The 25,408-nt window shown below is 73.7% G+C and carries 26 protein-coding genes; 15 read left to right on the top strand and 11 right to left on the bottom strand.

The features are described 5' to 3' along the window. Positions 1 to 45 precede the first annotated feature (45 nt). Positions 46 to 1,524, bottom strand: a complete 1,479-nt coding sequence (locus ABT171_RS09020) for a hypothetical protein (RefSeq protein ID WP_351241385.1) — start codon at positions 1,522 to 1,524, stop codon at positions 46 to 48. Between the two features lie 113 nt (positions 1,525 to 1,637). On the opposite strand from ABT171_RS09020, the gene ABT171_RS09025 reads away from it, so the two are divergent. Next, positions 1,638 to 2,870, top strand: coding sequence for a molybdopterin-dependent oxidoreductase (locus ABT171_RS09025; RefSeq protein WP_351241387.1), 1,233 nt, complete (start codon positions 1,638 to 1,640; stop codon positions 2,868 to 2,870). A 313-nt stretch (positions 2,871 to 3,183) separates the two neighbouring features. Here ABT171_RS09025 and ABT171_RS09030 read toward each other — a convergent pair whose 3' ends face one another. From ABT171_RS09030 to ABT171_RS09040, 3 genes are read right to left on the bottom strand one after another with little or no spacing between them, the layout of a single operon-like run. Continuing rightward, positions 3,184 to 3,939 carry a class I SAM-dependent methyltransferase gene (locus ABT171_RS09030; protein ID WP_351241389.1) on the bottom strand — a complete coding sequence of 252 codons (756 nt, stop codon included), beginning with the start codon at positions 3,937 to 3,939 and terminating at the stop codon, positions 3,184 to 3,186. After that, positions 3,936 to 4,550 carry a TIGR04282 family arsenosugar biosynthesis glycosyltransferase gene (locus ABT171_RS09035; protein WP_351241391.1) on the bottom strand — a complete coding sequence of 205 codons (615 nt, stop codon included), beginning with the start codon at positions 4,548 to 4,550 and terminating at the stop codon, positions 3,936 to 3,938. The genes ABT171_RS09030 and ABT171_RS09035 overlap by 4 nt, the downstream gene beginning before the upstream one ends. After that, positions 4,547 to 5,239 carry a glycosyltransferase family 2 protein gene (locus tag ABT171_RS09040; RefSeq protein ID WP_351241393.1) on the bottom strand — a complete coding sequence of 231 codons (693 nt, stop codon included), beginning with the start codon at positions 5,237 to 5,239 and terminating at the stop codon, positions 4,547 to 4,549. Before ABT171_RS09040 ends, ABT171_RS09035 begins: the two co-directional genes overlap by 4 nt. A gap of 111 nt (positions 5,240 to 5,350) precedes the next feature. On the opposite strand from ABT171_RS09040, the gene ABT171_RS09045 reads away from it, so the two are divergent. Beyond that, a complete protein-coding gene (locus tag ABT171_RS09045) occupies positions 5,351 to 6,082 on the top strand; it encodes a response regulator transcription factor (RefSeq protein WP_351241395.1) in 732 nt (243 codons plus the stop codon). Positions 6,083 to 6,084: 2 nt separating this feature from the next. Continuing rightward, complete coding sequence (locus tag ABT171_RS09050; protein WP_351241397.1) at positions 6,085 to 7,197, top strand: sensor histidine kinase; 1,113 nt, start codon at positions 6,085 to 6,087, stop codon at positions 7,195 to 7,197. A 4-nt stretch (positions 7,198 to 7,201) separates the two neighbouring features. On the opposite strand, the gene ABT171_RS09055 is transcribed toward ABT171_RS09050, so the two are convergent. After that, positions 7,202 to 7,510, bottom strand: a complete 309-nt coding sequence (locus ABT171_RS09055; RefSeq protein ID WP_351241399.1) for a hypothetical protein — start codon at positions 7,508 to 7,510, stop codon at positions 7,202 to 7,204. 86 nt (positions 7,511 to 7,596) lie between these two features. Further along, positions 7,597 to 8,586, bottom strand: coding sequence for an NAD-dependent epimerase/dehydratase family protein (locus ABT171_RS09060; protein WP_351241401.1), 990 nt, complete (start codon positions 8,584 to 8,586; stop codon positions 7,597 to 7,599). A gap of 320 nt (positions 8,587 to 8,906) precedes the next feature. On the opposite strand from ABT171_RS09060, the gene ABT171_RS09065 reads away from it, so the two are divergent. The 6 genes from ABT171_RS09065 to ABT171_RS09090 all read left to right on the top strand — a co-directional run bounded on the left by ABT171_RS09065 (position 8,907) and on the right by ABT171_RS09090 (position 14,785). Then, positions 8,907 to 9,779 (top strand): SGNH/GDSL hydrolase family protein, encoded by an 873-nt coding sequence (locus tag ABT171_RS09065; RefSeq protein ID WP_351241403.1) that lies wholly within the window; start codon positions 8,907 to 8,909, stop codon positions 9,777 to 9,779. Positions 9,780 to 9,877: 98 nt separating this feature from the next. Next, positions 9,878 to 10,243: a 5-carboxymethyl-2-hydroxymuconate Delta-isomerase gene (locus ABT171_RS09070; protein ID WP_351241405.1), complete on the top strand. Its 366-nt coding sequence runs from the start codon at positions 9,878 to 9,880 to the stop codon at positions 10,241 to 10,243. A gap of 51 nt (positions 10,244 to 10,294) precedes the next feature. Next, the gene (locus ABT171_RS09075; protein WP_351241407.1) at positions 10,295 to 10,948 is read left to right on the top strand and encodes a maleylpyruvate isomerase N-terminal domain-containing protein; all 654 of its coding nucleotides are present in this window, start codon (positions 10,295 to 10,297) and stop codon (positions 10,946 to 10,948) included. A 175-nt stretch (positions 10,949 to 11,123) separates the two neighbouring features. Beyond that, complete coding sequence (locus ABT171_RS09080) at positions 11,124 to 13,310, top strand: MMPL family transporter (protein WP_351241409.1); 2,187 nt, start codon at positions 11,124 to 11,126, stop codon at positions 13,308 to 13,310. A gap of 209 nt (positions 13,311 to 13,519) precedes the next feature. Next, a complete protein-coding gene (locus ABT171_RS09085; RefSeq protein WP_351241411.1) occupies positions 13,520 to 13,915 on the top strand; it encodes a GNAT family N-acetyltransferase in 396 nt (131 codons plus the stop codon). Positions 13,916 to 14,116: 201 nt separating this feature from the next. Continuing rightward, positions 14,117 to 14,785: a dienelactone hydrolase family protein gene (locus ABT171_RS09090; protein WP_351241413.1), complete on the top strand. Its 669-nt coding sequence runs from the start codon at positions 14,117 to 14,119 to the stop codon at positions 14,783 to 14,785. A 65-nt stretch (positions 14,786 to 14,850) separates the two neighbouring features. Here the strand turns inward: ABT171_RS09090 and ABT171_RS09095 are convergent, their stop codons facing one another. Both ABT171_RS09095 and ABT171_RS09100 read right to left on the bottom strand, forming a co-directional pair. After that, positions 14,851 to 15,237, bottom strand: coding sequence for a DUF2267 domain-containing protein (locus ABT171_RS09095; RefSeq protein WP_351241415.1), 387 nt, complete (start codon positions 15,235 to 15,237; stop codon positions 14,851 to 14,853). Positions 15,238 to 15,332: 95 nt separating this feature from the next. Continuing rightward, positions 15,333 to 15,722, bottom strand: a complete 390-nt coding sequence (locus ABT171_RS09100; RefSeq protein ID WP_351241417.1) for a hypothetical protein — start codon at positions 15,720 to 15,722, stop codon at positions 15,333 to 15,335. A 482-nt stretch (positions 15,723 to 16,204) separates the two neighbouring features. Here ABT171_RS09100 and ABT171_RS09105 point away from each other — a divergent pair, with 482 nt between their 5' ends. Together ABT171_RS09105 and ABT171_RS09110 are read left to right on the top strand one after the other, a co-directional pair. Continuing rightward, positions 16,205 to 17,092: an MBL fold metallo-hydrolase gene (locus ABT171_RS09105; protein WP_351241419.1), complete on the top strand. Its 888-nt coding sequence runs from the start codon at positions 16,205 to 16,207 to the stop codon at positions 17,090 to 17,092. A 64-nt stretch (positions 17,093 to 17,156) separates the two neighbouring features. Further along, positions 17,157 to 18,176, top strand: a complete 1,020-nt coding sequence (locus ABT171_RS09110) for an NADPH:quinone reductase (protein ID WP_351241421.1) — start codon at positions 17,157 to 17,159, stop codon at positions 18,174 to 18,176. Positions 18,177 to 18,282: 106 nt separating this feature from the next. Here the strand turns inward: ABT171_RS09110 and pcp are convergent, their stop codons facing one another. From pcp to ABT171_RS09125, 3 genes are read right to left on the bottom strand one after another with little or no spacing between them, the layout of a single operon-like run. Continuing rightward, positions 18,283 to 18,933: a pyroglutamyl-peptidase I gene (pcp, locus tag ABT171_RS09115; protein WP_351241423.1), complete on the bottom strand. Its 651-nt coding sequence runs from the start codon at positions 18,931 to 18,933 to the stop codon at positions 18,283 to 18,285. A gap of 49 nt (positions 18,934 to 18,982) precedes the next feature. Then, entirely contained in the window at positions 18,983 to 19,957 is a 975-nt protein-coding gene (locus ABT171_RS09120) for a DUF979 domain-containing protein (RefSeq protein ID WP_351241425.1), read from the bottom strand. Continuing rightward, positions 19,954 to 20,673 (bottom strand): DUF969 domain-containing protein, encoded by a 720-nt coding sequence (locus ABT171_RS09125; RefSeq protein ID WP_351241427.1) that lies wholly within the window; start codon positions 20,671 to 20,673, stop codon positions 19,954 to 19,956. Before ABT171_RS09125 ends, ABT171_RS09120 begins: the two co-directional genes overlap by 4 nt. 170 nt (positions 20,674 to 20,843) lie before the next feature. Between ABT171_RS09125 and ABT171_RS09130 the strand changes: the two genes are divergently transcribed. From ABT171_RS09130 to ABT171_RS09145, 4 genes are all read left to right on the top strand, one after another. Then, positions 20,844 to 21,596: a LamB/YcsF family protein gene (locus ABT171_RS09130; protein ID WP_351241429.1), complete on the top strand. Its 753-nt coding sequence runs from the start codon at positions 20,844 to 20,846 to the stop codon at positions 21,594 to 21,596. Next, entirely contained in the window at positions 21,593 to 22,240 is a 648-nt protein-coding gene (locus ABT171_RS09135) for a 5-oxoprolinase subunit B family protein (RefSeq protein WP_351241431.1), read from the top strand. The genes ABT171_RS09130 and ABT171_RS09135 overlap by 4 nt, the downstream gene beginning before the upstream one ends. Beyond that, entirely contained in the window at positions 22,237 to 23,094 is an 858-nt protein-coding gene (locus ABT171_RS09140) for a 5-oxoprolinase subunit C family protein (protein ID WP_351241433.1), read from the top strand. The genes ABT171_RS09135 and ABT171_RS09140 overlap by 4 nt, the downstream gene beginning before the upstream one ends. Before the next feature lie 113 nt (positions 23,095 to 23,207). Continuing rightward, the gene (locus ABT171_RS09145; protein ID WP_351241435.1) at positions 23,208 to 25,382 is read left to right on the top strand and encodes an FUSC family protein; all 2,175 of its coding nucleotides are present in this window, start codon (positions 23,208 to 23,210) and stop codon (positions 25,380 to 25,382) included. Positions 25,383 to 25,408: the final 26 nt, after the last annotated feature.

Raw genomic sequence — 25,408 nt, forward strand, 5'->3', positions numbered from 1 at the left:
GGGGATGGCGGTGGGAAGCGGAGTCGGGCACCTGGAGCCCCGGCCTCACCAGCCCGTCAGCAGCAGGTGGTTGAGGAGCAGGGCCAGTACGGCCTGGGCGGTGAGCCAGGCTCGGGGGTGGGGGAGGAGCGCGCAGGCCGGGAGGAGCCACAGGGCGAAGGGCAGCCAGATGCGTTCGGTCTCCGCCTTGCTCATGCCGGACAGGTCGGCGACCAGCAGGGCGAGCAGCGCGGCGGAGACGACGAGCGCCAGGCGCGCGTCCGCGGCGGGCAGACGGCCGGCCGGGGGGAGCGGCGGCGCCCCGGAGGGTCGGCTGCCGATCGTGAGGCGCGGCGCGGGGTGGATGGAGCCGGTACCGGGGAGCGGCGCCGCGGCCTGCCGGGAGCCGGTCCTGGCGAGCAGTGCCGCCGGGCGTCGGACGCCGGTACCGGGGAGCAGTGCCGCCGTCGTCCTCCGCAGGCCCGCCGCCGTGGCCGGGCCGGTGATGAGGGCGGTGCAGGCGAGGTTGGCCCAGACCCAGTAGCCGTAGGGGCGGATGCCGCCGACGCCCTGGTAGTAGCGGGTGACGAGAAGGTGGTAGGCGGCCCACCAGTCGAAGCCGGCGAGGGTGAACACCACGGGGAACACGGCCAGTCCGGCGAGCAGGGACAGCAGCAGGGCCGGGCGTTCGCGGAGACCGGAGACAGTGAGCGCGAGCACCGCCGCGCCGATCAGCGCGAGGAGCGTGAGGCCGTAGGAGAGATAGCAGGTCAGGCCGAACAGGAGGCCGGACGCCGCCGCGCAGCCGTGGGACCGTCGCGTCAGCGCCAGGGCGAGCAGCGCCAGGGACCAGGCGGCGACGGCCGCGAAGTAGCCGTCGGCCGAGGTGCCCTGCCACACGGCTGCGGGGGCGAGCACCAGGAACGGCGCGGCCCGGCGCGCGAGGGTCTCATCGGCCAGCGCGCGGAGCGCGATCAGCACGGCCACGCATCCCGTCGCACCGACGGTGACGCACCACATCCCGGCCCAGCCGCCGCCCCGCAGCCCGATCCGGTCCAGCAGCACGAAGGTGAGCGTGGCGGCCGGCGGATGGCCCGCGACATGGGCGGGCCAGGGGGCAGGGGTGCCGCTGACGATGTGATGGGTGAAGTCGCGCAGGGCCGCCGGGATGTCCTGGAAGCGGCCGATGACCCGGAGGTACTCCTCGCGGGTGGTCAGCCGCACCGCCACGCCCTGGTGCCAGCCGTCGACCAGAGCGAGGGACAGGATCCAGGCCAGGGCGGCCGTCCAGGCCAGCGCGAGCAGCGCACGCCAAGGCAGACGGGCCGCGACGGCCGGGCCGTACGCCACGGTGGCCGCCGCCACCGCCAGGGCCGCCGGGGTGCCGGGGCCGAGGTGCGGGTCCCAGTCGGCGAACACCGGCGGCCAGTGCACGAACAGGGTGTGGCGGGTGTCCTGGATGTGCCGGCCGGCCAGGACGGCCGCCGCCACGAGCAGGGCGGCGGCAGCGGCGGCGTACAGGTCACGGCGGAGAGATCGGGTCACACCGGAACGCTAGGCCGGGGCACCGCCGACCGGCGGCCCGCCAGGCACGACGTCAGCGTTTCGTCACCGGTCATGGGCCCGTTTCCGGGGGTGCACCGGCCTACGGTCGGGACATGCGCGACCATCCCCGGCTTCCCACTTCCCCCGGTTTCTGGCGCAGCCCGCTGCGCGGCCCCTGGTTCACCTCGGTGCTCGGCCTCGTCCTGCTCGTCGGCATCACCGTGCTCTTCGTGACCGGACTGGTGTCGTACGCCGCCTACAACCCGGGCCTGTCCCGGATCAACGACATGACCCCGGACAAGGGCGTCCTGGGCTTCTACCTGTTCGCCTGGCCCACCGGCCCGGTGTGGCTGTACCGGTTCACCCAGGGCGTCCATGTGACGCTCGGCATCACTCTGGTCCCCGTCCTGCTGGCCAAGCTGTGGTCGGTGGTGCCGAGGCTGTTCACCCTGCCTCCGGCCCGCTCCCTCGCACACGCCCTGGAGCGGATCTCCCTGGTGCTGCTGGTCGGCGGAGGGCTGTTCGAGTTCACCACCGGAGTCCTCAACATCCAGCTGGACTATGTCTTCCCCGGCTCCTTCTACCCGCTGCACTTCTACGGGGCATGGGTGTTCTTCGTCGCGTTCCTGGCCCATGCCGCGCTCAAGACACCGCTCGCGGTGCGCACCGTACGCGGGCGCCTGCGGGACCGCAGCGACCTGGTCTCCCCGCGTCCCGAGGCGCCCACCGTCTCCCGGCGCGGCGCCCTGTGGCTGGTCGGCGGTGGTTCCCTGGCGCTGTTCCTGACCACGGTCGGGCAGAGCCTCGGCGGGCCCTTCCGCCGTACGGCCCTGCTCGCCCCGCACGGCACGGCCGATCCCGGCGGCGGCCCGAACGGCTTCCAGATCAACAAGACCGCCGCCTACGCCGGCATCACGGCGGCCGACACCCACGAGGACGCCTGGCGGCTCGTCGTCACCGGCCGCACCGGAACCGTCCGGCTCAGCCGCGCCCAGCTGCTGCAACTCCCGCTGCACAGCGCGTCGTTGCCCATCGCCTGCGTGGAGGGCTGGTCGACCGCCGACCAGTGGTGGCGCGGGGTGCGGCTGCGCGACCTCGCGGCACTCGTCGGGTACGACGGCGACCCGCCGGACGTGCTCGTGGAGTCCCTGCAACGCCACGGGGCGTTCCGGCGTGCGGCCCTGCGCGCCAACCAGGTGGCCGACGGGCGTTCGCTGCTCGCCCTGTACGTCAACGGCGAGGAACTGTCCCCCGACCACGGCCGCCCGGCGCGGATCATCGTCCCCGCGGCACCCGGTGTACTCAACACCAAGTGGGTGGCCCGGCTGACCTTCGGAGACCTGTGATGCGCCGTCGTGTACGCCTGGGCAGCCCCTTCCAACTGCTGCTGCTCTGCTGCTCGTTCGCGCTCGCCGCGTACGCCGGACTACGGCTGTTCGCCGGTGACTGGTTCGGCGTGGCGCTGTGGATCGTGGGCGCCGCTCTGCTGCACGACCTCGTCCTGCTGCCGTTGTACACGGCGGCCGACCGGGTGGTCGTACGCGGTCTCGGAGCGGCCGGACGCAGCGGCCGGACGCCGTACGTGCGGGTCCCGGCGATGCTGTCCGGGCTGCTCCTGCTGGTCTGGTTCCCGCTGATCAGCGGCATGGCGGACCGGCGCTACCGGTCGGCCACCGGACTCTCCCCGGACGGCTTCCTCACCCGCTGGCTGCTGATCACCGCCGTCCTCTTCGGCGGCTCGGCCGTGCTGCTCGGGTGGCGGGTGCGCAGGGCGGCGAAGCACCGGCCGCCCGCGGACCACTGAGCGACGGACCGCCAGCCGGCCCTGCGCGCGTACCGCAGCAGGGCCGGGGTGCCGAGCCGCGCCCAGGGGAACGGGGCTCCGCCGGCCCCGGAGGCCCCGACGGTGTCGACCACCTGCACCCGGGCGCGTTCGTCGACGTGTCCCGGGACGGTCTCGGCGATCAGCAGACCGCCCGGGCGCAGCAGCGCGGCCACCCGCTCCAGCAGGACCGGAGGTTCCCCGCCGATGCCGATGTTGCCGTCCATGAGCAGCACGGTGTCCCAGCGGCCCTCGCCGGGCAGCCGGTCGAAGACCGAGCGCCGCAGCGCCTGCCCCCCGAGCCGGACGGTGTGGTCCACGGCGGCCTCGCTGACATCGATGCCCAGCACGGTACGGCCCCGGTCGGCCAGCTCCGCGACCAGCCGGCCGGGGCCGCAGCCGACGTCCAGGACAGCGCCCTCGCAGCGGTCCAGCACCGTCCGGTCCACGGCGTCCGCGCGGGCACACCAGCGCTCCACCTCCAGTGGCAGCAGCCAGCCGTCGGCGCGGCGCAGGAACAGCGGGCCGCGGCCGGCGCGCAGCGCGGACGCGTAGGGGTCGGCGGTGGCCCAGGCCACAGAGCCGGCCGTCACCGGGTGACCGGCGTACAGCGGGCCAGCCGGGCGGCGAACCTGCCGTGCGGGGCCAGCGCGGCGACGGCGTGGGCGTCGGCGGCGGTGTCGACGTCCCGCAGCCGGGGCAGCTCGCGCACCCGCAACCCCGCGGCCAGCAGCCGTTCCCGCTGCACGGCCCCGGTCCGGGGCGTCGACATGGGCACGCCCCGCAACAGCGCCGGGGCGGGCTCGGCCAGGCCGAGCGCCCAGAAGCCGCCGTCCTCAGCCGGGCCCAGGTACGCGTCGCAGCCCGTGAAGTCCACGGTGAGCAGCCGAGGCGTCACCTGCGGGGTGTCCATGCCGATGAGCAGCGCCGGGCCCGAGCAGTGTGCGAAGGCGTCCGCCAGCCGCTCGTCCAGGCTCCCCGCGCACTGCGGCAGCACGTCGAAGCCGGCCGGCAGCCACGGCCCCGGCGCCCCGTCCAGGACGAGAACCCTGCGGGTCGCGGGCGCCGCCGCGACGGCGTGCAGGGTGTCCGCGAGCGCCGCCTCCGCCAGCTGGGCCGCCTGCTGCGGGCTGAACGGCGGGGTGAGCCGGGTCTTGACCCGCCCCGGCAGCGGCTCCTTGGCGATGACGAGAAGCGTGGTCACCGTCCGCCCCTCCCGTCGGCCGGTGCCTCGGCCAGCACACGGCTCATGTCCCGTACCGCCTGCCAGGTGCCGCGCCAGGTGCCCGTCACCTTGGAGGCACCGGTCCGCGGCCGGTAGGGCACGTCGTGTTCGGCGATGCGCCAGCCCGCGTCGGCCGCGCGGACGACCATCTGCAGCGGATAGCCGCTGCGCCGGTCCGTGAGACCGAGGGCGAGCAGCGGCTCGCGGCGGGCGGCGCGCAGCGGCCCCAGATCGTGCAGGCGCAGCCCGGTGCGGCGGCGCAGCATCCGCGCCAGCGCCAGGTTGCCCGCACGGGCGTGCGCGGGCCACGCGCCCCGGCCCTGCGGACGCCGCCGGCCGAGCACCAGGTCGGCGGCGCCGTCCCGGATCTCCCGCACGAACGGGACGAGCAGCGCGGGGTCGAGGGAGGCGTCGCAGTCGCAGAAGCAGACGATGTCGCTCGTGGCCGCGGTCAGTCCGGCATGGCAGGCGGCGCCGAAGCCGCGCCGCGGTTCGTGCACCACCGTCGCGCCGAGCGCGCGGGCGAGGTCGGGGGAGCCGTCGGTGGAACCGTTGTCGACGACGAGGGCGCGCCAGCCGGCCGGGATCCGGCCGAGCACCCAGGGCAGGGCCTCGGCCTCGTCCAGGCAGGGCAGCACCACGTCGACGTCCGTGGAAGTGGTCGTCACGGTTTCACCCTACGAACGCCAACCGGGCATATCGGACTCAAGGTCCTTACGAAACGCGGACGCCCGGCCCGCGGCCCGACGGCGGGCAGCGGGTGGTGCGAGGCTGGAGGCATGCAACCGCCCTACGCCTCCCACGGGACCGAAGCCGCAGCTGAGGCGGCCCGGATCCTGGTCGTGGACGACGACCCGACCGTCGCCGAGGTCGTCACCGGATACCTGCACCGCGCCGGCTACGCGGTCGACCGCGCCGACGACGGCCCGACCGCCCTCACCCGCGCCGCCGCACACCGGCCCGACCTGGTGGTGCTCGACCTGATGCTGCCCGGCATGGACGGCCTGGAGGTGTGCCGGCGGATGCGGGACCGCGGCCCCGTGCCGGTCATCATGCTCACCGCCCGCGGCGACGAGGACGACCGCATCCTGGGCCTGGAGGTCGGCGCCGACGACTACGTCACCAAGCCCTTCAGCCCCCGCGAACTGGTCCTGCGCGTGGAGTCCGTACTGCGCCGCAGCCGCCCCGTCACCACCGGGCACCGACTGGCCGCGGCCGGACTCTCCGTCGACCCCGACGCCCGCAGGGCCGCCAAGAACGGCACCGAACTCGCCCTCACCCTGCGGGAATTCGATCTGCTGGCGTTCTTCCTGCGGCACCCCGGCCGGGTGTACAGCCGTGAGGACCTGATGCGCGAGGTCTGGGGCTGGGACTTCGGCGACCTGTCGACCGTCACCGTCCACGTCCGCCGGCTGCGCGGCAAGGTCGAGGACGACCCGGCCCGGCCCCGTCTGATCCAGACCGTGTGGGGCGTGGGCTATCGCTTCGAGCCCGGCGAGGCGGTGCTCTGACCATGCGCGACATCCTCCTCATCGCCCTCTACGCCTTCGCCGGGGCCGTGGCCGCGGGGGTCGCGGGAGCGGGCGCGCTGCGCCTGATCCGGCGCCGCTCGCTGACCGCCTCGCTGGCCGTGGTCGCGGCGGTCGGCGTCGTCGCGATGCTCGCCGGCACGCTCGCCGTGGCCTGGGCGATGTTCCTCTCCTCGCACGACCTGACCGTGGTCACGACCGTGGTCGCGATGGCGGCCGTGGTGTCCCTGGCCACCGCACTGCTGCTGGGCCGCTGGGTGGTCGCCCGCAGCCGGGAACTCACCGACGCCGCCCGCTCCTTCGGCGACGCCGGGGCCTTCGCCGCCCCGCACGGCCCCGCCACCGCCGAACTGGACGCCCTGGGACGGGAGTTGGCCGCCACCAGCGCCCGGCTCGCCGAATCCCGCGAGCGGGAGCGGGCGTTGGAGAAGTCCCGGCGCGAGCTGGTCGCCTGGATCTCGCACGACCTGCGCACCCCGCTGGCCGGACTGCGCGCGATGGCGGAGGCGCTGGAGGACGGGGTGGCCGCCGACCCCGACCGCTACCTCCGGCAGATCCGCACCGAGGTCGAACGGCTCAACGACATGGTCGGCGACCTCTTCGAACTCTCCCGCATCCACGCGGGCACCCTCCCGCTGAGCCCCGCCCGGATCTCCCTGTACGACCTGGTCGGCGACGCCCTGGCGGGAGCCGACCCGCTCGCCCGGGAACACGGGGTACGGCTGGTGGGCGACCGGGTCGAGCCCGTGCCCGTGGAGGTGGACGGCAAGGAGATGAGCCGCGTGCTGGGGAACCTGCTGGTGAACGCCATCCGCCGGACTCCGGCCGACGGCACGGTCGCCGTCGCCGCCGAACGGGCGCCGGACGGTGTGGTGCTGTCGGTGACGGACGGCTGCGGCGGCATCCCGGAGGAGGACCTGCCCCGCGTCTTCGACACCGGCTGGCGCGGCACCGACGCCCGCACCCCGCCCGCCGGGGCGGGGCTGGGGCTGGCGATCGTACGGGGCATCGTCGAGGCCCATCAGGGCCGGGCGACGGTCCGCAACATCCCGGGCGGCTGCCGCTTCGAGGTGACCCTGCCCACGGCGGAGGCCTGAACGGTCACTTGTCGGGGCGGCAGACGATGTCGGTCGCGGACTCGCTTCGGCAGCTGATCCCGCTCCCCGGGCCGATCATGCGGGAGAGCAGCGGTGCGATGTCCTTCTCGCAGGACAGGCCCGAGCCCTCCCCGTCGTCGTCCACGCCCGCGTGCTGGCACACCCTGCCGATGACGTCGCTGCTGCTGAGCCTCTGGCCGGGCGGCGGGGTGTCCGCGGAGGCCGTCGGGGCGAGGAGGCCCAGGCCGAGCACCGGCGCGGTGAGCAGCGCCGCGACCTGCGCGCGGGTTGGTCTCGGGGTCCGTCGCAACATGGCTGTCCTTTCGACTGGTTCATGCGGATTTTCCGCGAAGCAACGCCATGATCAACGGCGATGCCGTCCCGTGCGGGCGGACACGCTCAGTGCGTTCGCGTGAACTCCCGCATTCCCGCCGCGAAGCCCACCTCGGGCTTCCAGCCGAGTTCCGCGCGCAGCCGGGAGGAGTCCGCCGTGATGTGGCGGACGTCGCCCAGGCGGTACTCACCGGTGACGACCGGGTCCGGGCCGCCGTGCGCGGCTGACAGGGCGCGGGCCAGGTCGCCGACCGTGTGCGGCTCGCCGCTGCCGGTGTTGTACGCCGTGAGGGTCCCGGGGTGCGGCGCGGCCTCCAGCGCGGTGACGTTGGCCGCGGCCACGTCCCGGACGTGAACGAAGTCGCGCCGTTGCCGGCCGTCCTCGAACACCCGTGGAGCGTCGCCGCGTTTAAGGGCCGAGCGGAAGAAGGAGGCGACGCCGGCGTACGGGGTGTCGCGGGGCATCCGGGGGCCGTACACGTTGTGGTAGCGCAGCGAGATCGCCGTACCGTCCGTGGCGCGGGCCCAGGCAGCCGACAGGTGCTCCTGGGCGAGCTTGGTCGCGGCGTAGACGTTGCGCGGGTCGGGCGGGGCGTCCTCGGTGACCAGGCCGGGGGTGAGCGGTGCGCCGCACCGCGGGCAGGGCGGTTCGAAGCGGCCCGCCTCCAGGTCGGCCGCGGCCCGGGGTCCGGGACGTACGACGCCGTGCACCGGGCAGTCGTAGCGGCCCTCTCCGTACACCACCATCGACCCGGCCAGCACCAGCCGTCGTACGCCCGCCCCGGCCATCGCGGCGAGCAGGACGGCGGTGCCCAGGTCGTTGACGGAGACGTAGTCGGCCGCGTCCGTGACACCGTTGCCGAGACCCACCATGGCCGCCTGGTGGCAGACCGCGTCCACGCCGGACAGGGCGCGGGCGAGCGCCGCGCGGTCGCGCACGTCGGCGCGCGGATCGGCCCGGACGTCGTACACGAGCGGCTCGTGCCCGCCCGCCCGCAGCGCCTCGACGACATGGGACCCGATGAACCCGGCACCGCCGGTGACCAGTACACGCATACGGTCACGCTAGACGGGCGCGCCCCCTTGACCGAGGGACGCGGCCACCGCGTCACGACTCCGTAAGGTTTCAAGAATCTCTGTCAACAACGTTGACTCGGCGGTGCCCCAGCCGCACATTACCTATCGGTAGTACCCAGCGGTAATCCCGCGAACCCCCACTTCACGGCCCTCGCCGTGCGTGCGCACACGCGCCCACGCCCCGACGGCCGGTACGCCCACCTGCTCTGAGCCGCCGCATTCTCGCGCATCCGCACACGCCCGGGCACCCCCATGCCCGCCCGCTGTGCTCCGTGTCCCCACCCCGAGAAGAGAGAGCCATGCCCCTGCCCGCCCTGCGCCGTGCCATCGCCGCGACCTCCGCACTCGCCGGTGCGCTGGCCCTCGGCGTCACCGCCGTTCCCGCGCACGCCACGACCACCCTGAACTACGCCGCTCTCGGCGACAGTTACAGTGCGGCCTCGGGCGTCCTGCCCGTCGACGCCGGCAACCTCGTCTGCCTGCGCTCCACGGCCAACTACCCCCACGTCATCGCCGCCCGCACCGGCGCCCGGCTGACGGACGTCACCTGTGGCGCCGCCCAGACCAAGGACTTCACCCAGTCCCAGTACCCCGGCGTCGCCCCGCAGGCGGACGCGGTCACCGCGGACACCGACCTGGTGACGCTGACGATCGGCGGCAACGACAACAACACCTTCATCGGCGCCATGCTCGCCTGCGGCACCGCGGGGATCCTCAGCGGGGGCCAGGGCAGCCCCTGCAAGGACACCTACGGCAGCTCCTTCGACGACGCCATCGACGCCCACACCTACCCCGCGCTGAGGAGCGCGCTGCACAGCGTCCGGGCCAAGGCGCCGGGCGCGCGGATCGCGGTGCTGGGCTACCCGTGGATCACCCCGGCCAAGGCCGACCCGTCCTGCTTCGCCCAACTGCCGGTCGCCTCCGGCGACGTGCCGTACCTGCACGCCCTGCAGGCCCATCTCAACGCCGTCGTGCGGCGCGCCGCCGAGGAGACCGGGGCCACGTACGTCGACTTCTCGCAGGCGTCCGAGGGGCACGACGCGTGCCAGGCCGTCGGCACCCGGTGGATCGAGCCGCTCCTCTTCGGGCAGAACATCGTCCCGGTGCACCCCAACGCGCTCGGCGAACAGCGCATGGCCGAGCGCACGATGAGCGTGCTCGGCCTCGGCTGACCGGGGCCCCAGGGGCTCGGGGGGCGCGGTGAAGGTCTGCGGCGGCATGAGGGAAAATAGTTGCCTAGTGAAACTACGGGCACAGGGGAAGGTCCTTCATGCCGCACCTCACCATCGACTACTCCTCCCACCTGGCCGGCACCTTCCACCCCGGTGCCCTGGTGAAGGAGCTGCACCCGCTCGTGGTCGAGGAATCCGGCACGTCGGGCGTCTGCAAGACGCTGGTCCGTCCGGTGGTGACGTACGTCGGGGACGGCCCGAGTACGGAGACCGCCTTCGTGCACGTGGAGATCGGCCTCATGCCCGGCCGCCCCGAGGCGCAGAAGGCGCACCTGTCCGAGAGCGTACTGGCGCTGCTCGCCAAGCATCTGCCGGCGGCCGGCGGCCCGGAGGAGCAGGCGGTCATCTCGGTGGAGGTGCGGGACCTCGCCGGCTCCTACCGGCTGTCGGCCTCCGCGCGGTGAGCCGCCGAAATCCGTTTGTCCGCCCTTCCGCCCCCGCACTACCTTGCTGCGGTGGAACTCTTCTCACGCTCTTGGACGGCCTTGCTCAGCGCGGTCGCCGAACTCACGGACGAGGACTTCGAGCGGCCGTCCGGCTGTACCGGCTGGCTGGTACGGGACCTGGTGTGCCACCTGGTCATCGACGCCCAGGACGTCCTGATCACCCTTGTCACGCCCGCCGACACCGAACCGACCGTGGACGCGGCCACCTACTGGAAGCTGGTCGAGTCCCCGACCGGCGATGACCCGCTCGATGCGCTGATCCCCCGGCTGGCCGCCGCGTACGGCGAACCGCGGTTGCTGAAGTTCCACCTGGACGACCTCGGTTCCGCCGTGGGCCGCGCCGCCCGCCTCGCCGATCCGGCCCTGTGCGTCAGCACCCGCGACCAGGTGCTGACCGTCGGCGACTACCTGTCCGCGTACGTGGTCGAGTGGACCTTGCACCATCTCGACCTGATCGCCCGGCTGCCGTCGGCCGCCGGGCCGCCGGCCGAGACCCTCGCGGCGGCCCGCGCGTCGCTGGAGAAGATCGCCGGGTCCCCGTTCCCCGCCTCGTTCTCCGACGAGGAAGCGCTGCTCCTCGGCACCGGACGCCGCACGCCGACCACCGCGGAGCGGGCCGCGTTGGGTGACCTCGCCGCCCAACTCCCGTTCGTCCTCGGCTGAACGGCTGTCCGGGCGACCGATGGCCCTCATGAGATGATCTTTTTATCCGGCCACTACCATGTGGCTTCAAGACAACCATTCGAACGGCCCTTCACCCAGGCGCCGTTCGGGGTCGCCGATGCCAGGGACCGCTCCCCGGGCTGCGGTGATCTTCCTGTCCAGGAGGACCTTCCGCATGTTCCGACGTATTGGCAACACCGTCGTCCGACATCCCGTGTGGACGATCGTGGCATGGCTGATCGCCGCGGTGGCGATCGTCGCCACCGCGCCGAGTCTGCCCTCGAACAGTGACGAGAGCAGCTTTCTGCCCAAGAGTTACGAATCCATCAAGGCGGCGGATCTTCAGCAGAAGGCGTTCCCCAGCGCCTTCACCCCGTCCGCCATCGCGCTGTACCAGCGCACGGACGGCGGCAAGCTGACCGCCGCCGACAAGCAGGACGTCGCCCGGATCACCACCGAACTGGGCAAGAAGCACATCGACCAGGTGCAGAAGGTCGTCCCCGGCCCGCCGTCCAAGGACGGCAGGTATGACATGACCCTGGTCCAGATGGACAGCAAGAACGCCGGCCAGCCCAAACAGGGCGACGCGGCCAAGGCGTTGCGCGACGACGTCAAGGCGCTGGCCAAGGGCACGCATCTCGACGTCAAGCTCGGCGGCTCCGCCGCACAGACGCTCGACCAGCAGGACTCGTCCCAACGTGGCCAGGCGCTGATCGCCTTCGGCACCTTCGGGATCATCCTGGTGACCCTGTTGATCATCTTCCGGGCACCGATCCTGGCCGTACTTCCCCTGGTACTGATCGGCCTGGTGTCGGCGGTCGCCAACGGCCTGATCGCGTACGCCACCAAGCTGTTCGACCTGCAGGCCAACAGCTCGATCACGGAGATCCTCATCGTCGTGCTCTTCGGCGTGGGCACGGACTACTTCCTGTTCCTGATGTTCCGGTACCGCGAACGGCTGCGCGCCGGCGACGAGCCCAAGCAGGCCATGATCAACGCGGTGGACCGGGTCGGCGAGGCCATAGCCTCCGCGGCCGGCGCCGTCATCATCGCCTTCCTCGCGCTGGTGCTGTCCACGCTGGGCTTCCTCAAGCAGATGGGCCCGGCACTCGCCATCGCGGTCGCCGCCACGCTCGTCGCGGGCCTGACCCTGATCCCGGCCGTCGTCTCGCTCATCGGACCGAAGGTCTTCTGGCCCTCCAAGTCGTGGAAGAAGGAACCGGAGAACGCCCGGTTCGCCGCCCTCGGCCGTGGTGTACGACGCCGCCCGGCGCTGACCGCCGGGGTCTCCGGTCTCGTCCTGGTCGTGCTGTCGCTCGGCGCCCTGAGCTACAAGGCCTCGTTCGACCTGGCGTCGGGCTCCATGCCCAAGACCAAGGAGTCCATGGTCGTCCAGGACCAGATGCAGAAGGCGTACTCCGCGGGCGCCGCGGCACCCACCGACGTCTACCTGTCCAGCACCGACGGAAAGCCGCTGGACAAGTCCGGCTTCGCCGCGTACGCGCAGAAGCTCGGGGCCGTGGACGGGGTCGCCAGCGCCCGTATGACCCAGCTGAACAAGGACGGCACCACCGCCGACTTCACCGTCACGCTCCAGTACGAGGCGTCGACGGACAAGGCGATCGACGCCGTGGGCCGGGTGCGCGACGTCGCCCACGCGGACGCCCCCGAGGGCACCGACGCGGTCGTCGGTGGCATGTCCTCGGTCTACAAGGACATCAACGCCGCGGTCAACCACGACTACCGGACCGTCTTCCCGGTGGCCGCCCTGCTCATCATGGTCATCCTGGGCCTGCTGCTGCGCAGCGTGGTCGCCCCCTGGTATCTGATGGCCTCGGTGGGCCTCGGTTTCGGCGCCACCCTCGGCGCCACCGTGTGGATCTTCCAGAAGGGGCAGGGTCACCCGGGGCTGCTGTTCACCCTCCCGGTGATCATGTACCTGTTCGTGGTCGCCATCGGCACCGACTACAACATCCTCATGATCGCCCGGCTCCGCGAGGAGGCCCGCGAGGGCCGCGAGCCGCGCGAGGCGGCCGGTATGGCGCTGCGGCACGCCGGGCCGACCGTCGCCGCGGCCGGCTTCATCCTGGCGGCGACCTTCGCCACGATGATGCTGGCGGGCAACTCGCTGCTCATGGAGATGGGTTTCGCGGTGGCCTTCGGCATCGCCGTCGCCGCCTTCGTGATGGCGATGTTCTTCACCCCGAGCCTCACCGCCCTGATCGGCCACGCCGCGTGGTGGCCGGGGCACGGCGACCGGAGCGAGGTGACGGCGGCCGGCACCGGAGCCCACGGCTCCGTAGCGGCACCCGGCAGCGACCGGGACAGCGTGGTCCACGATCGGGCGGGACGCCGCAACTAGCGGCGGCCGGCCGGGTCCAGGGTCCTGCCAGGCTCTGACCGTCCGACAGGACCCGCCGCCGGACCGCGATCGAGCGGTCCGGCGGCCACCCGGACACGCACGCGCGAAGCGTGCCGGACCATCGCCCTGACGGCCGCCACCGCCCCCTTGACGGCCGCCACCGCCGCCCTGCCGGGCGGCCTGCGCGATCGTGACCCTACGATCCGGACATGACGATCACCTATGAGTGGCGGGGCGAGTTCGACAACGCGGCCCTCGACGCGTTGCACGCCGACGGCTTCGGCCACCCGGCCGGCCGGACCGACTGGCGAGAGCGACTGCACCGCCACAGCCTCGGCTGGGTCTGCGCCCGGGAGGACGGGGCACTGATCGGTTTCGTCAACGTCGGCTGGGACGGGGGAGTGCACGCCTTCATCCTGGACACGGTGGTCGCCGAACACCGCCGCGCCAAGGGAGTCGGCACCGCCCTCGTCGCGACGGCGGCCGAGCGAGCCCGCGCCGCGCGGTGCCAGTGGCTGCACGTGGACTTCGAGGACCACCTGCGCCCGTTCTACTTCGATGCCTGCGGCTTCCAGGAGACGACAGCGGGGCTGCTCGCTCTCTGACGCCATGGCCGGTGCCCCACCCGCGCCGCGGTCACGCTCCGCGCCTGGCCGATCGCATCGCGGCGGTCCGGACCGCCGCGATGGCCCCGGGCGCCTCCGACCCGGCACCAGGAGGTTCTGGCCGATATGGTGGGTATGCGGTGGGGGATGTCCGGGTCGTCGCGATCCGACGGATCGGCAGGCGTGGAAGAAGTGATGCCGATGATCTCCGACTTGGTTCTCGTGCCCACCAGCGACGCCACGCTCTCCGGTGACCTCGTGGTCCCGACGGCGGCGCGGGCCGTGGTGCTCTTCGCGCACGGCAGCGGCAGCTCCCGGCACAGTCCGCGCAACCGGATGGTGGCCGCCGAGCTGCGTACCGCCGGGTTCGGCACGTTGCTGATGGACCTGCTCAGCGAACGGGAGGAGCGGCACGACGCCCTGACCGGCGAGCACCGCTTCGACATCCCGCTCCTCGGCCGGCGCCTGGTGGCCGCGATCGACTGGCTGGGCACGCAGCCCGACACCCGCGGCCTCCCGGTCGTCCTGTTCGGCGCCAGTACGGGTGCCGCCGCGGCGCTGGTGGCCGCGGCCGAGCGGCCGGACCGGGTGCTGACCGTGGTGTCCCGAGGCGGCCGGCCCGACCTGGCGGGCGAGGCCCTGGAACTGGTGCGGGCCCCGGTCCTGCTGCTCGTCGGCGGCCAGGACCAGCAGGTGCAGGAGCTGAACGAGGAAGCGGCCCGGCGGTTGCGGGCCCCGCACACCCTGTCCGTCGTTCCGGGGGCGACGCACTTGTTCGCCGAACCCGGCGCCCTGGAACAGGTCGCCGAGTCGGCCAGGCAGTGGTGCGACGACCAGCTGCGCACCCCCCGGGAGCGGAAGGACGGGTGACCGGCCGGCTCCGAGCCCGCGCGCGGGCGAGGACGTCCAGGTGACGACGTCCGGGAAGCCGCCCGTCAGCTCGGATCCGGCCTGCCGAAGTACTCGGCGTAGCGGGCCGGCAGCTGGGACAGGAGGTGGTCGAGCTGCGGGTCCGGGACCGCGTCGGCGACCGTGGACAGTACGGCGTCCGCGTCCCACTCCGCGGTGCGCGGCCGCGCACCGGTCTGCACGGACACGCGCCGCAGGAACTCGTCGCAGTCGAACGACTCCGGACGCCCCCGGTCCAGATGCAGGGCCTCGTCAAGGGGCGCGGGCAAGCGTGCCGCCAGTTCGTCGGCGTCTTCCGGGGAGATCCGGGTCGCGAGCACCCACAGCACCGCCTCGCAGACCTGCTCGGCCTCCTCCCGGCTGCGGTACTCCCCGCGTTCACGGACCTGGGCCAGGAACTCTTCCAATCGCACGGCGGCCTCCCAATGTCGTCGCACGCCGTCACGGCGAGCCGCTCCCCTCCAGTCTGCGCGCAGTCCGACATCCCCGACAGCACGACCCGTGACGATCAAGAGGGGAGCGCCCCGGACCGCTGCGCCGAGGCCGGGGTTGTCCGGCCTTCTCCTGGCGGCCGGTCACCTCCTGGGCTCCGCCCTGATCCGCTCCCTCGCTCCTCGCAGCGGTCCGCGCCGATCCGGCCGCCGCGCAGGGCGGCGGTCTGCGGGAAGGGTCCGGTGGCGGACGCCGGCAGCAACCGCACGTCGAGACGGGCGCGTTGGGCCGAGGCCCGCTCCGCGTACGGCGGGGAGGGACGGGCGTCGGACCCGGTGGCGGCGGCACGGGCTCGTAGGGCTGCGTCGCGGGCGATGGGGTAGTGCACGCGGGAGGCCGGATCCGGCCCGGTGCAGCGCAGGGTCTGCGGATCGGTGTCCCGTTCCACGGCGGCGTCGAGGGGCACGTGCGGGAGGGAGCAGGACCGCGTGCCGTCGAACGGCTCGTCCCCGCGCGGACGGCAGTACCGCCCGCCCGGGCCGCCTCCCCTTCACCGCCGGGCCGACGCCGCGCCGCGTGGGCCGCGCGCGCCGACTCCGGTCCCGTCCGCGCCCCTACGGCCCGGCAACGCGTCCGGCCCTGCGGGCGCGGACCGGGAGCGGGCTGCGGCAGGCCCGCCCAGCACGGCAGCCGGGCCGGCCGTGGCGGGCGCCAGGGCGACGGAAGGCGTCCGCCCGCCGACCGGCTGTGGCCGTCCCACGGGGCCAGGAACGGCACCGGCACGGTGATCCGGGCGGCGTCCTCGGCCGGCCCGTGCGCACCGTGCAGGCAGAGCGGCGCCCTGCCGCAAGTTCAAGATCCGGGCCCTCTTCCTTTCTCCGGGCGGCCCGGATACCCCTGGAAGGCGAGAGGCCAGGCCGGCTGGCCACGTTGCGGGAGGAATCCGCCATGAGCGAGGAACGGTCCGAGGACGGCTGGTACGTGGACGGACGATGCGCGAACTGCGATGTGGCGCGGCAGCTCGCCCCCGGCCTGATCGGTGAGGTCGACGGACGGGCGGCCGTGCTGCGCCAGCCGCGCGACCGGACCGAGGAACGGCAGCTGCACGCCGCCGCACACGCCTGCCAGACCCGGTCGGTCCATCCCCCGGGCGGACGGCTGGACGCGGCGCTGGACCCCTTCCCGATGGCCCTGGACGACACCGTGTACCTGTGCGGACACAACTCCCGGCAGACCGCGGGGGCCAACTCCTACCTGTTGGGCCGCCCCGGCGGCACCGCGATGATGGTGGACACCCCGCGCTGGAGCACCGCGCTGGCCGCACGCTACGAGGCGCTGGGCCCCGTCACCGACGTCCTGATCACCCACCGTGACCACGCCGCCCACGGGCGCAGCTACGCCGACCACTTCGGTGCCCGGCTCTGGATCCACGAGGGAGACCTCGATGCCGCCCCGGACGCCGACCGTGTGCTGCGGGGCACCGACCCGGCCGAGATCGCCGAGGGCGTGATCGCCCACCCGCTGCCCGGCCACACACGAGGCAGCGTGCTCTTCGTCGCGGACGAGCGGTACTGCTTCAGCGGCGACAGCTTCTACTGGTCGCGCACCACGGGGGATGTCGAGGTGGCTGAGAGTGTCACCTGGTACTCCATCGGCGAGCTGGCCGCCTCCCTGGCCCGGACCGTCGGCGGCCTGCGCTTCGAGTGGCTGTTGCCAGGCCACGGCGACCGCCGCCGCCTCCCCGCCGACGAGATGGCCCGGCGACTGCGCCGGCTGACAGCCCGTACCAGGGAGCTGCGGCCACAGCCCATCGATTTCACCGCAGTGCGCTGGTGACGGCGACCGCCGGACGGACCCGTGCGGTTGCCCGGCGCTGTGTCCCTTGGAAGCATGCGGTGACATGCGTGCTGCGTACATCGAGGAGCTGGGGGCCGCGGACGTCATCCGCTACGGCGAGATCCCGGCTCCCCGGCCGGGGCCCACCGACGTACGGGTGAACGTCCTCGCCACCGCGGTCAACCCGGTGGACACGTTCGTACGGTCGGGGCTGTTCCCCACACCGGTGGCCTTTCCCTTCGTCGTGGGCCGTGACCTGGTCGGTACGGTCGCCGAGGCGGGCCCCGGCGTCACCGGCTTCCGTGTCGGGGACCGGGTGTGGTGCAACAGCCTCGGGCACGGAGGGCGGCAGGGCGCGGCGGCGGAGCAGGCGGTGGTGGCGGCCGACCGGCTCTACCACCTGCCCGAGGGAGTCGATCCGTACGAGGCGGTGGCAGCGGTCCATCCGGCGGCGACCGCGTATCTGGCGCTGTTCGTCCACGGACGGCTCGGCGTGGGGGAGACCGTGCTGGTCGCCGGCGCCGCGGGCAGTGTCGGCAGTGCACTGGTCACCATGGCGGTGCGGGCCGGAGCCCGGGTCCTCGCCACGGCCGGCGCGCGGGACGCGGAGTACTGCGCGGAGCTGGGCGCGGCCGAGGTGTTCGACTACCGGGATCCGGAACTCACCCAGCACATCCGCGGGGCGGCGCCGGCGGGGATCGGTCTGTACCTGGACACGGCGGGTGTCAACGACCTGGAGACCACGGTCGAACTGCTCGCCCTCAGGGGCCGCGTGGTGCTGCTGGCCGGCATCGGGACGCGCCCCGTACTGCCCGCCAGGGCGCTGTACATGTACGACCGCTCCGTCGTGGGCTTCGTGATCTCGCACGCGACCCCCGGCGAACTCGCCGCGGCCGCCGCGTACATCAACGACCTGTTCGGCCAGGGCGCGCTGCGCCCGAGGAGTATCGAGGCCTTCCCGCTGAGCGCGGCAGCCGAGGTTCACGCCCGGCTGGAGAGGGGCGGGTTGCGGGGGCGGCGCGCGGTCCTGCGGACGGCGTGTACCGAGCCCGGCGGGGAGGGCGCTGCCACTCGGCGGGAGTGAGGGGCCGTTCCCCCGTGGTGTGGTGCCGCCCGGGCCGGGCTGGGCGGCGGACCGGTCCGGCAGGCGCTGCCGGGGTGGTCCCCGTGGCGCACCGGATGCGGCGCCATCAGTGGGTGGTTCCCTCGGTGACCTTCAGGTCGTGGCCCGCCGGGGTGCCGGCGGCGGCGAGCAGCAGGGCGCGCAGTCCACGGGCGACGGTGGTGGGCTCCAGGGCCGGGGCGGTGCCGTCGACGACCTGTTCCGGCGCCCAGGGCACATGCACGAAACCACCCCGGGTGTGCGGGAATTCGGTGGCGATGAGGTGACCGAGGCCGTACGCGACGTGGTTGCAGACGAACGTGCCGGCCGTGTGGGAGACGGCGGCCGGCACACCGGCGGCACGCAACGCCGCGACGCAGGCCTTGACGGGGAGGGCGGAGAAGTAGGCGGCGGGGCCGCCCGGGACCACGGGCTCGTCGACGGGCTGGTTGCCGGCGTTGTCGGGAATGCGGGCGTCGTCGACGTTGATGGCGACCCGTTCGACGGTGACGCCGGGTCGGCCGCCCGCCTGGCCCAGGCACAGGACCAGGTGGGGGCGGGAAGCGCGGACGGCGTCGCCCAGGATGTCGACGGACTCGCCGAAGACACAGGGGAGTTCGGTGGCGGTGACCGTGAGCCCGGCCGGAGGCTCGGCGGCCACCAGCGAGGCGGCCTGCCAGGACGGGTTCACCTGCTGGCCGTCGAAGGGGGCGAAGCCGGTGATGAGCACGCGGGTCATGGCACTTCCTTCGCGAGGGCGTCGGTCTGTACGAGGGGCGTCGGTCCGCTCAGAACGCGAACAGTGCCATGATCGCGGTGGAGCAGGCCAGCAGCGGGAGAGCCGTCGGGATCTGCGCCTTGATGGGCCCGTACTGGTCCTTCAGTTCCAGCAGGGTGGCCGGGACGATGTTGAAGTTGGCGGCCATGGGCGTACACAGCGTTCCGGAGAAGCCGGCCAGCATGCCGAGCGCGAGGACGGCCGGCGGATTGCCGTGCATCTGCTCGACGAGGACCGGCCAGCCGATCGCCGCGGTCATCACGGGGAACGCGGCGAACGCGTTACCCATGATCATGGTGAACAGGAACATGCCGACGCAGTACGCCAGGACGGCGAGGTACTTCGAGTGGTCCGGCAGGATCTCGTGCACGATCTTGCCGACCTGGGTGCCGACCCCGGCCAGCGCGAAGATCGAGCCGAGTACGGCGAGGAGCTGGGGCAGCAGCAGGGCGGAGCCCATGGCCTCCAGCATGGAGCGCCCGGAGTGCAGCGGCGCGGACAGCTTCCGCTCACCGGTGACCAGCATGCCGACGACGAGGGCGACGAGACAGCCGGCGCCGAGCCCGAGGAGGGTCGCCTTGCCGGTCTCGAACAGGCCGGACGTGTCGAGGAGGGAGGCGCAGAGGATGGCGACGAGCGGGATCGTCAGGGCGGGGACGAAGATCCTGCTGCCGAGCCGCGCGGCGGAGGCCTCGCGTTCCTCGGTGGTGCTCGTGACGGGTGTGCCCTTGCCGAGGAAGTTGAATCCGGCGAGCACGATGAGCGCGAGGACCGCGACCCCGAGCGGTTGGGCGGGCAGCGTCCAGCCGCCGTTCTTCGCGGTGGCGTTGGCGACGCCGGTGCCGTAGGGGAAGGTGAGTCCGAGCAGGCCCCAGAACGCGGCGGACGTCCACCGCTTGGGGTTGCTGCGGTCGGCGGCCATCTGCGCGGCCATGACGACGAAGACGAGACCCACCAGCCAGTAGAGCCACTCGACCTTGATCACTTGCTGTTCTCCTTCGGAAGCGGCAGGTCGTGTTCGGCGGCGGCGAGCGCCATCTCCCGCTGCAGCTGCCGGTCCAGGAGGAGCAGCCGGGCGCCGTGCACGAGGAAGGCGCAGACGGCGAGCGGTATCGCCCACAGGGCCAGCCGGGTCGGTTCGAGGCTCTGGTGGTACGTCGAGTTGACGAAGCCCGTGATCAGCAGGATCGAGCCGATCGCGATGAAGCAGTCCTCGCCGAAGAAGAGGCCGACGGTGTCCGAGGACGCGGCGTAGGAACGCACTTTCTCCCGCACGCGCTCGGGCAGCGCCGCACCCGCCGTGCGCTCGGCGGCGGCCTCGGCCATGGGCGCGACCAGCGGCCGTACCGTCTGCGCGGGACCGCACATGCTGGTGAGGCCGAGGGCGGCGGTGATCTGGCGGATCAGGAGGTAGACGGTGAGGAACCGGCCGGCGCTGAGGCTGCCCAGCCGTCCGATCAGATTGCGGGCCTGTTCGCGCAGGCCGTAGCGCTCCAGGAGGCCGATCACGGGGAGGACGACGGCGAAGACGGTGACCGAGCGGCTGTCGGCGAAGGACCGGCCGAAGGCTGCGAGGAGCCCCAGCGGGCTCAGCCTGCCGAGCAGTCCGGTGACGATACCGGCGACGCCCACCACGAGGACGGGGTTGCGGCGCGTGACGAATCCGAGGATCACCACGACCACGCCGAGGAGAACGATCATGCGGCTGCCTTAGGCGTGAGCGGGCGGGATGCCCGAGCGGCGCGGATCCGGGGGTCCGGATCCGTGAGGGATGCCCGGGACCCTAGGGGATCGTTCAACGATCGAACAAGGGGTAGGGCCGGAAAATCAATCTCTTGTCGGATCGTTCAACAATCGCCTACGTTGGAGATGTGATCGACCTCAACGCAGACCTCGGTGAAGGCTTCGGCCGCTGGACCCTCACCGACGACGACGCCCTGCTCTCCGTCGTGACCAGCGCCAACGTCGCCTGTGGCTTCCACGCCGGCGACCCCTCGGTGATGCGCCGCGTCTGCGACCTCGCCGCCGAACGCGGCGTCCGCATCGGGGCCCAGGTCTCCTACCGCGACCTGGCCGGCTTCGGCCGCCGCGCCATGGACGTGCCCGGCGACGAGCTGGCGGCCGAGATCGCCTACCAGATCGGGGCGCTGCGCGTCTTCGCCGAGGCCGCCGGCGCCGAGGTGGCCTACGTCAAGCCGCACGGCGCGCTCTACAACCGCACCGTGCACGACGCCGAGCAGGCCGCGGCCGTGGTGGCCGGCGTGCGCCTGGCGGGCGGCGCGCTGCCGGTGCTCGGCCTGCCCGGGGCACGGCTGCTCACCGCCGCCGAGGAGGCGGGCCTCACCGCCGTACCGGAGGCCTTCGCGGACCGCGCCTACACCCCCGCGGGCACGCTCGTGCCACGCCGCGAGCCGGGCGCCCTGGTGACCGACGAGGACGAGGTGGTCCGGCGAGCCCTGGCGTTCGCGGTGGACGGGGCCGTGGAGGCCGTGGACGGCACGACCGTGCCGGTGGCCGCCCGCTCCCTGTGCGTCCACGGCGACACCCCGGGCGCCGCCCGGATCGCCGCGCGGGTCCGCGAGGCACTCGACGCGGCCGGAGTCGAGGTGAGGGCATTCGCATGACCGAGAGCCGGTCCGTCGACGTGCGCCCCGCCGGGCGGCACGCCCTGCTCGTCGAACTGCCCGACGCCGAGCGCACCGGAGCCTTCCACGCCGAACTCCTGCGACGGCGTGCCGCGGGAACCCTCGCGCCGGTCGAGGAGATCGTGCCGGGCGCGCGGACCGTACTCCTGGACGGTGTCACCGACCCGGAGGCACTGGCCCGCCGGATCGCCGAGTGGGACCTGCCGGCCCATCCGGCCGACGACGGGCCGGTGGTGGAGATCCCCGTCCGCTACGACGGCCCCGACCTGGCCCATGTGGCCGCCCTGTGGGGCGTCGGCGCCGACGAGGTCGCCACCCGGCACACCTCGTACACCTACCGCGTCGCCTTCTGCGGATTCGCCCCCGGCTTCGGCTACCTCACCGGCCTGCCCACCGAGCTGCACGTCCCGCGCCGCGACACCCCTCGCACCCGGGTCCCGGCCGGCGCGGTCGCGCTCGCCGGCCCCTACAGCGCCGTGTACCCGCGCGCCACCCCCGGCGGCTGGCAGCTGATCGGGACCATGCCGGACCCGACCCCGCTGTGGGACCTCACCCGGGAGGAACCGGCGCTGCTCACGCCGGGAACGCGGGTGCGGTTCGTGGCCGAGGACGGCACACCATGACCGTCCGGCTCGCCGTCGTACGCTCCGGCGCCCTCACCACCGTCCAGGACCGCGGCCGACGCGGCCACGCCCACCTGGGCGTGCCCCGCTCCGGCGCCCTGGACGCCCCGGCCATGAGCCTGGCCAACCGGCTCCTGGGCAACACCCCCGAGGCCGCCGTCCTGGAGACCACCCTGACCGGCTGCGCCCTGCGCCCCGACCGCGGCGTGACCGTCGTGGCCGGCGGCGCGCCCTGCCCGGTGACCGTCGACGGCCGGCCGGCCGCCTGGGGACTGCCCGTACGGGTGCCCGCGGGCGCCGTCCTGGACGTGGGGGCCGTGACGGCGGGTGTGCGCTCCTACGTGGCCGTCGCCGGCGGCATCGCCGTCGAGCCCGTCCTCGGCAGCCGTGCCACGGACCTGCTCTCCGGGCTCGGCCCGGCGCCCCTGCGCGACGGGGACGTCCTGCCGGTGGGCACTCCCGCCCCACAGCCGGCGCTGCCCGACAGCGCTCCCTGGCCGGCGCCGCCCACCGAACTGACCCTGCCGCTGCGCCTCGGCCCCCGCACCGACTGGTTCACACCCGCCGCGCTGCACACCCTCACCTCGGCGACGTACCGCGTGTCCCAGCACAGCAACCGCATCGGCCTGCGCACCGAGGGACCGCCGCTGGAGCGGATGCCGGCCGGCGAACTGCCGAGCGAGGGCATGGTGCTCGGCGCCGTGCAGGTGCCCCCGGACGGGCGCCCGGTGGTCTTCCTGCACGACCACCCGACGACCGGCGGCTACCCGGTGATCGGCGTCGTCGCCGAGCCCGCCCTCGCGGCGGTCGCCCAGGCGGCGGCGGGCACACCGATCCGCTTCACCCCGGGGTGACACGTCGGCGGCGTGCCGGGCGGTCGCAGGTGGGCGATTCTGGAGGGGTGGGTGGTGTCCCAGCCCGTCGGAGCCGGGCGGACTACGCCGGCCCGGCCCGCCGGGCGGTACGCGTGACACTGGTCGCCGCGGCCGGTTTCTACCTCTTCCGCTACGGCCTCGACCGTCCCGTGGCCGCCACGTACGCCCTGTTCGCCGCCGTGGCCCTGGGCGGACTCGCCAAGATCCCGGGCACCGGCCGGCAGCAAGCCGCGACCGTGCTGCGGCTGCTTCCGGTGTGCTGGCTGCTGGTCGTCGTCGGCACCTGGCTGTCGGTGCGGACCTGGAGCGCCGTCGTCGGCATGCTGGCGGTCGGCTTCGCGCTGGCCTTCGCCGCCGTGGGCGGCCCGCGCCCGGCAGGAGCGGCGCCGGGCCTGCAACTCCTCTACATCCTCCCGTCCTTCCCGCCCTACGCCCCCGGCACGCTCCCCGAGCGACTCATCGGTACGACCACCGGGCTGGCCCTCTTCATCGCCGCCGAGGCGCTGCTCCTGCCCGAGCCCAGCCCGCCGTCCTACCGGGCCCGGGCCACCCACGCCGCACGCACCGCCGCACACGACGCGACACTGCTCGCGGCACCGCCGTACGCCCTGACCGACTTGGACATCCGGGAAGCCCGGGAGGCCGGCCGGTCACTGCGGTCCCTGATGGTGCCGGAGGCGGAACGCCCGGCCGGACCAGGGGTACGCGACCGCGCCCTGGCCCACACCGGCCTCGCCACGCGCACCCTCCTCAGCCGCCTGGTCCAGCTGCCCGCCGCGCCGGACGGGCACCCGGGCCCGGAGGTGACCGCCGTACTGCAGGCCGTGGCACGACTCGCCACGGCGACCGCGACCTGTCTGCACGCCGGGGCGTCGCCGACGGCGCCGTACGACGACCTGGTCAGCACGCGAGCGCGCCTGTCAGCGGCGTCCGCGGGCCCCCTCCCCACCGGCGACTCCACGTGCACCGGCCCGTTCACCCCTGAGGGGTCGGCGTCCGCCGGCCCGCCCCCCGCCGCGGACTCCGTACGCGGAACCGCTCGCGCGCCGGAGTTCCCGCCTGCCGTACTGCGCCGGCACGCCGCCGTCCTGGAGATCGCCGACGCCGCGCTCGCCATGGCCACCGCGGCCGGTCTGGCAGTGCACGGCAGACACGCCCCGGTGCGGATCCCGTACGGCCGCTTCTGGTATGCCAGGGCCCGGGCGCCGGTGCTGTGGTGGCACCGGGCGCGGGGCCATGCCGGGCGCCGGTCGGTGTTCTTCCAGAACGCCGTCCGCATCGCCCTGGCCCTGACCGCCGCCCGGCTCGTGGCGGGGCTGGACACGCTGCCGCACGGATTCTGGGCCACGCTGGCCACGCTCACCCTGACCCGCACCACCATGGACGAGACCTGGCGCACCATCCGGCTGGCACTCGCAGGCACCCTCGCGGGAGCCCTCGTCACGGCCGGCGTACTGAGCCTGGCCGGGACCGACACCACCGTCTACGCCGTCGTCCTGCCCGTGTGGATGCTGTGCGCCTTCACGCTCGGCCCGGTCAAGGGCGTCGGCTGGGCGCAGGGCCTGTTCACCGTGCTCGTGGCGCTGGTCTTCGCCCAGCTGGCTCCGCCGACCTGGCGACTGGCGGAGGTCAGGATGCTGGACGTGCTGGTCGGCAGCGTGATCGGCGCCGTCTTCGGACTGCTGGCCTGGCCGCGCGGCGCCCATGACGAGCTGCGGCACGCCGCGGCGGAACTCCTGCGCCGCGCGGCCGAGATCGTGGTGGCGACCGGCGCCTCGGTGGCGTGCGGCGGTGCGGTGCCCGCTTCCTCGGGCGTACCCGGCCACCGGTCGCTGCAGCGTGCCATCATCCTCGCCGAGTCCGCGTACGCGCAGTTCCAGAGCGAGCCGGTGCCCTTCGGCGGCGCGGCGCGCGGGGCCGGGCTGCGCACCGTGGACTGGCAGGCCACGCTGATGGCCGGTCACCACACCCTGTGGGGGGCCGACCGGCTGCTGACACCGCCGCTGACCGGACTGGACCCCGCGGCGGCCGGGTCCGTCAGCGGGCTGGGGGAGCGGGTGGCCGGACGGATGCTGCTGGTGTCGGCGGCCCTGGATCCCGGAGCGGACACCCCTGCCGGGCGGATTCCGCTGGTCGATCCGGCCCTGGAGGCGCCCGGCACCGAGCCGCCCGGCGCGCCGCGCCTGTACTACGCCACCGTGGCGTGGCTGGACTCCCTGATGACCGACCTGAGACGGATCCCACGGGGCAGCCCCGAGGCGCCGTGACGGTGCCGCACCGACTGGCCCGCGGA

The organism is Streptomyces sp. NPDC001851 (genome assembly GCF_040297165.1).
Lineage (GTDB): Bacteria > Actinomycetota > Actinomycetes > Streptomycetales > Streptomycetaceae > Streptomyces.